Annotated in this window: 6 protein-coding genes; 3 read left to right on the top strand and 3 right to left on the bottom strand. The window is 61.7% G+C overall.

Annotated features, from left to right (window positions below; translation table 11 throughout):
- Positions 1 to 349 precede the first annotated feature (349 nt).
- From hpaR to CO666_RS29685, 3 genes are all read left to right on the top strand, one after another.
- Positions 350 to 808 (top strand): homoprotocatechuate degradation operon regulator HpaR, encoded by a 459-nt coding sequence (hpaR, locus tag CO666_RS29695; RefSeq protein WP_425352442.1) that lies wholly within the window; start codon positions 350 to 352, stop codon positions 806 to 808.
- A gap of 103 nt (positions 809 to 911) precedes the next feature.
- Positions 912 to 1898, top strand: coding sequence for a helix-turn-helix domain-containing protein (locus CO666_RS29690; RefSeq protein WP_097615598.1), 987 nt, complete (start codon positions 912 to 914; stop codon positions 1896 to 1898).
- 102 nt (positions 1899 to 2000) lie between these two features.
- Positions 2001 to 3407 (top strand): aldehyde dehydrogenase family protein, encoded by a 1407-nt coding sequence (locus CO666_RS29685; RefSeq protein WP_097615597.1) that lies wholly within the window; start codon positions 2001 to 2003, stop codon positions 3405 to 3407.
- 182 nt (positions 3408 to 3589) lie between these two features.
- On the opposite strand, the gene hpaI is transcribed toward CO666_RS29685, so the two are convergent.
- The 3 genes from hpaI to CO666_RS29670 are packed head-to-tail and all read right to left on the bottom strand — an operon-like array spanning position 3590 to position 6083.
- Complete coding sequence (gene hpaI / locus CO666_RS29680; RefSeq protein WP_097615596.1) at positions 3590 to 4396, bottom strand: 4-hydroxy-2-oxoheptanedioate aldolase; 807 nt, start codon at positions 4394 to 4396, stop codon at positions 3590 to 3592.
- 12 nt (positions 4397 to 4408) lie between these two features.
- Positions 4409 to 5212: a 2-oxo-hept-4-ene-1,7-dioate hydratase gene (gene hpaH, locus CO666_RS29675; protein WP_097615595.1), complete on the bottom strand. Its 804-nt coding sequence runs from the start codon at positions 5210 to 5212 to the stop codon at positions 4409 to 4411.
- Position 5213: 1 nt separating this feature from the next.
- A complete protein-coding gene (locus CO666_RS29670; protein ID WP_097615594.1) occupies positions 5214 to 6083 on the bottom strand; it encodes a fumarylacetoacetate hydrolase family protein in 870 nt (289 codons plus the stop codon).
- Positions 6084 to 6089 lie beyond the last annotated feature (6 nt).

Raw genomic sequence — 6089 nt, 5'->3', positions numbered from 1 at the left:
ACCCACACCATGCCGCTCGAAGACATCAACAAGGGCTTCGAGCTGATGCATAAGGGCGAAAGCATCCGCGGCGTGGTGGTCTATTGAGAAGTCTCACATCAATCGCCGCGATGGCGCTTCCCTTCCGATAGCACTGATTGCACGCCCCACTCCTGCCGCTGAGACGCTACACGAACAGGAAAGGCCCTCCGTGAAGGGGCTGGCGTTTAGTCGTTTCCGTGTTAACTAGTTGTCTTGTGATTTTCCGTCGACTGTTCACTTCGCGAAGAATCCGATATTCAACGAGTGCGCGGTCAGGATCCGAATGAGCAACAGGCAGCAAAATCAAGTCGAAATACCATCGTCATCGATGAGCCAATCGCCGCAGGAGCGCCGGAGATCGCTGGCGATCGGGCTTTTGCGCGCGCGTGAAGCGGTGATGAGCCATTTTCGGCCGATCATCGCTGCCCATGACGTCACCGAGCAGCAGTGGCGGGTCATCCGTGTGCTGTCCGAGGCCGGAACGCTCGATGCAAGCGAGGTGGCGGACAAGGCCTCAATCCTGGCGCCGAGCCTGACCCGGATGATCCGCTCGCTCGAGGAGCGCGGTTTCATCACCAAACACAAGGATAAGGCCGACGGCCGGCGGGTGCTGCTGCGGATTACGCCGGCAGGGCAGGCAACCGTCGATGAAGTCATGCCGGAGAGCCTGAAGGTCTATGCCGATATCGGCGCGCGTTTCGGCGCCGACCGGGTCGAGCAGTTGCTTGACATGCTCGACGAGTTGGCCGCGTTGAAGCTGGAAGGCGTGCCGGGCGGCGAGGAATGACGCCTCCTCGCATCGCTCATTAATTAATATGTTAAAGATATGATTGACGGCCGACCCGACCTGTAGCAGTCTTGAGCGATGCTGACACTGTTGGGAGGCGGAGTTGGACCTGTTGCAGAACCGCAGCCTTGTCGATCGGACATGGTCGCCGACACCTTACGATCAATGGGTGGATGATCTCCATAGCATCTGCGGCAATTTCAACCCGCATACGATGGAGCGCGGCGACAAGGTCATCGGCACGGCGAGCCGCATCGACGTTTGCGGCATGGAATTCGCCCATGTTTCCAACGATCTCGATTACGTCCATCGTGGCTGGGACGATATCCGCCGCGATGCCCACGAGCATCTGTTCCTCATCCTGCAGCTCGAGGGCGCCTGCGGGGTGGAACACTCCGGCCAGCAGAACATTCTCGACGTCGGCGAATGCATTCTGGTCGATTCCACCCGGCCGACCACATTCCATTTCCGGGGCCATTTTTCCAACCATCTGTCCCTGCATCTGCCGCGGCAATTGATGTACTCGGATAGCAAGGTGGATTTCGATGTGGCCCGCAAGCTTGTGGCAAGCGATCCGATGGCGATGATGCTGCGGGCGCTGATCGCCAAGATGATGACGACGCCGGAAAGCGAGGCGGCCTCTCCGCATCTGCGCCAATTGATGTTCGACACGACGCGCCAGGCGTTTCTGTCGACCGACATCGAGACGGCAAGCCTGAATTCCCTGCATGAGAGTGCCGGTCGGCGTATGCAGATGGCCGATATTCTGATCGACAAGCACCTGACCGAGAGCGATCTCAGCGCCAAATGGCTGGCGACGAGGCTCGGTGTGTCGATCCGCACCCTGCAGCAGGATTTCCAGGGAATGGGCATGACCTGCACGGCCGTCATCCGCGACAAGCGGCTGCGCTTCGCGCGTGAAAAGATCGAGCAACTGAAAGGGCAGCGCAACGCCACGACCATCGCCGAAGTCGCCTATTCGGCCGGGTTCAACGACATCTCCTATTTCAATCGCAGCTTCAAGGAGCTGTTCGATTGTGCGCCGAGCGAGTTGCTTCGCTCAGGCGAACCGGTGCCAAAGATGGTCTGACGCGCAGTTTGCGCTTCCGTCCAAGACGAGGCGCGTTTCTCCCCAAGACGCTTTTTCCGGCGAAAGTCATAGTTCTCCTCGATCTCACGGGAGGAGAATATCGTGAAGCGGTCTACCCTGCTCATCGGTGGCGAAACTGTCGCCACGACCAACCATATGGCGGTTACCAATCCGTCGAACGGCGAAATCGTCGGCTACATGCCGCTGGCTCAGGAAGCCGACCTCGACCGGGCCGTTGCCGCCGCCGCGGCGGCTTTCAAAGGCTGGTCGCGGACGTCGAACGAAGACCGCGCCAGGGCTTGCCGGGCAATTGCGGAAAAGATCAGCGAGCATGCCGAAGAGCTGGCGCAGATCCTCACCCGGGAGCAGGGCAAGCCGCTCAACGGCCTCGGATCCCGCTTCGAAATCGGCGCCGCGCTTGCCTGGACACGGCATACGGCCGAACTCGACCTGCCTGTCGAGATCCTGCAGGACGATCATGAGGGCCGCGTCGAGCTGCATCGCAAGCCGATCGGCGTCGTCGGCTCCATTACGCCGTGGAACTGGCCCGTGATGATCGCCTGCTGGCACATTATGCCGGCGGTGCGGGCCGGCAATACCGTCATCATCAAGCCGTCGCCCTTGACGCCGCTCTCGACCATCCGCCTCGTCGAGATCATCAACGAGGTGCTGCCGCCCGGCGTCGTCAATGTGATCACCGGCGAGAACAGCATTGGTGCTGCCCTTTCCGCCCATCCCGGCATTGCCAAGATGACCTTCACCGGCTCGACCGAGACGGGCAAGAAGATCATGGCCTCGGCGGTCGCCACGTTGAAGAGGTTGACATTGGAGCTCGGCGGCAATGATGCCGGCATCGTTCTGCCTGATGCCGATCCGAAGGCTATCGTCGAGGGTCTCTTCTGGGGCGCTTTCATCAACAACGGGCAGACCTGCGCGGCGTTGAAGCGCCTCTATGTGCATGACAGCATCTATGAAGACGTTTGCCGGGGCCTTGCCGACTATGCCGCCAAGATCGTCGTCGGCGATGGTCTGGATGAGGCAAGCATTCTCGGGCCGGTTCAAAACGAGATGCAGTTCAACAAGGTGCGGGAGCTCGTCGACGATGCACGCGCCCATGGCGGCCGTATCCTGACTGGCGGGGCGCCGATGGAGCGGCCCGGCTATTTCTATCCGATCACCCTCGTCGCCGATGTCGACCACGGCGTGCGGCTGGTCGATGAGGAGCAATTCGGTCCGGCTCTGCCGATCATCCGCTACAGCGATGTCGATGAAGTAATCGCCCGCGCCAATCAGAACCCGGCAGGGCTTGGCGGTTCCGTCTGGTCGTCCGATGCGGAGAAGGCCAAGCGCTATGCAGTTCAGCTCGAATGCGGTTCGGTCTGGATCAACAAGCACGGAGCGATCCAGCCCAACGCGCCCTTTGGGGGCGTGAAGCAGTCCGGCATCGGTGTGGAGTTCGGCGACGAAGGGCTGAAGGAATTCACGACGATCCAGACCGTGCTGAGCTGAGCCATGACAAGCTACGATTATATCATTGTGGGCGGTGGCCCAACACAGCCTGCGCCACCATCGATGACATAATGTCGGAACGTTTGAGAGCCTACCCCGAAATCGACATATCTCGGATCCGAGCACTTGGAGCGACTACGCGGCGCGCGTAGGGAGGCATCCCGCTTGCAGGATCGGGGACGTCAGTAGACCTTGACGTCGCCCGCGGGCCTGGCGGCTTCGGCCTTGTGGAAGTCCTCAAGCAGCTTGGCGGTGGCATTGGCAAGCAGCATGACGTCGTTGCCGATCGCGACGAAGGTGGCGCCGAGTTCGAGATAGCGCTTGGAGAGGGCGAGATCGCCGATCAGGATGCCGGCGGCCTTGCCGTGCGACTGGATTCTCGCAAGCGCCTTTTCGACTTCCGCCTGCACTTCGGGCGCGCCCGGTCTGCCGAGATAGCCCATGTCGGCGGCGAGATCGGACGGGCCGATGAAGACGCCGTCGACGCCCTCGGTCGTCGCGATCGCATCGAGCGCTGCGAGCCCGGCGCGGCTTTCCACTTGCAGCAGCAGGCAGATCTCGTCATTGGCCGTCTGGAGATAATCGGGGATGCGGTTGAAATCGGAGGCGCGGGCAAGGGCCGCGCCGACGCCACGCACGCCCTGCGGGGGATAGCGCACGGCACGGACCATGGCTTGCGCCATCTCCTGGCTGTCGACCATCGGAATGAGCAGCGTCTGCGCGCCGATATCGAGCATCTGCTTGATGATCCAGGTTTCGCCGACCGGTGGGCGGATCACCGCATGGCTTGCCGATCCCTTCATCGCCTGCAGTTGCGAGGCAAGAAGCGGCACGTCGTTCGGCGCATGTTCGGCATCGAGCAACAGCCAGTCATAACCGGCGCCGGCACAGATTTCGACCGTATAGGGACTGGCGAGTGCCTGCCAGAGGCCGATTTGTGCCCGCCCCTCCTTCAGGGCTTGCTTGAAGAGGTTCTTGGGCGCCGGCATGTTTTCACTCCTTCATGCAAAATACAGGCTGACCGAGCCGTAGGGGCCGAAATCGGCGTTGATGGTGTCGCCGTGCCGCGCCTCGATCGGACGGATGAATGAACCAGCCAGCACGATCTGTCCAGCCTCGATCCCATCGCCATATTGCGCCAGCCGGTTGGCGAGCCAGGCGACGCCGCGGGCCGGCTGGTTGAGAACGCCGGCGCCGAGGCCCGTCTCCTCGACCTCGGCATTGCGGCTAACGATCGCTCCCATCCAGCGCATGTCGATCTGATCCGGCCGCACCGCGCGCCCGCCGGTGACGATGCCGGCATTGGCGGCATTGTCGGAGATGGTATCGACGATGGTGCGCGCCTTCTTCGTCTCGGGATCGACGCGCAGGATGCGGGCGTCGAGGATTTCCAGCGCCGGGGTCACGTAATCGGTGGCATTCAGCACATCGAAGATCGAGATGCCGGGACCTTTCAGCGGCGCCTTCATCACGAAGGCGATTTCCGCCTCGATGCGCGGCTGGATGAAGCGGTCGGCCGGCACGGTCGCGCCGTCTTCGAACACCATGTCGTCGAAAAGCACGCCGGAATCGGGAATGTCGATGTTGAGCGCATATTGCATCGCCTTCGACGTCAGCCCGATCTTCCAGCCGATCGGCTTGCGGCCGCTTGCGATCTTCTTCTTCACCCAGGCGCTCTGGACGGCATAGGCGTCGTCCATCGTCATGCCGGGATGGCTTAACGATAGAAGCTTGGTCTGAACACGCGTCCGCTCCGCCTCGTCAAGGTTCACTGCGGCCTGTTCGATCGCGTTTGAAGTCAGCATCTCACACCTCGTCGGCGATGGTGTTCTTCAGGACACCGAGGCCTTCGGCCTCGACCTCGACGATATCGCCTGGCTTCAGCCAGATCGGCGGGTCGAAGCGGGCGCCGGCGCCCGTCGGCGTGCCGGTGACGATGACGTCGCCGGGAACCAGCGTCGTGAAGGTGGAGATGTAGTTGATGATCTTGCGGAAGGAAAAGATCATCCGGCTGGTGCGGTCGCTTTGGCGCACCTCGCCGTTGACGCGGGTTTCGAGCTTGATGTCCTCGAGCTGGGCCGCGTCGGTGAAGGGGATCAGCCAGGGGCCGATCGCGCCGGTGCGATCGAAATTCTTGCCCTGGGTGACGTTGAACTTGGCATGGCGCACCCAGTCGCGGATCGTGCCCTCGTTGCAGAGCGACAAGGCGGCGATGTGAGAGAAGGCATCGGCCTCGGCAATTCGCCGGCCGCCCTTGCCGATGACGATGACGATCTCGCCCTCATAATCGAGCTGCGGGCTTTCCGGCGGCCTGATGAGCGGCTCGCCGTGGCCGTTGAAGGAGCGGGGAAAACGGATGAACAGCGAGGGATTGGAAGGGGCTGTCTGGCCGTCCTTATATTCCTCGTTGCGGTCGGGGAAGTTGACCCCGACGCAGATGATCTTTTCCGGCGAGGGAATGGGAATTTCGAAGCGGATTTCGTCAAGCGCGAAATCCGGCTTCAATGCTTTGCTTTCCCTAGCGAGCTGGGCGAGGCGACCTGCCTCGACCACTTCGCGTAGGGTTGCCCAGGTCGCGCTGTGGCGAGCCGAGAGGTCTATGACACCGCCTTCGACGGCAAGCCCATAGCCATGATGGCCGTTTCTGGAAAAGGACAGGAATCGTGGATGGGTCATGCTGTG

This window comes from Rhizobium chutanense (genome assembly GCF_002531935.1).
GTDB lineage: Bacteria > Pseudomonadota > Alphaproteobacteria > Rhizobiales > Rhizobiaceae > Rhizobium > Rhizobium chutanense.
Note: the sequence above shows the minus strand (reverse complement) of the source record. Positions and strands in the feature narration are given on the sequence as shown.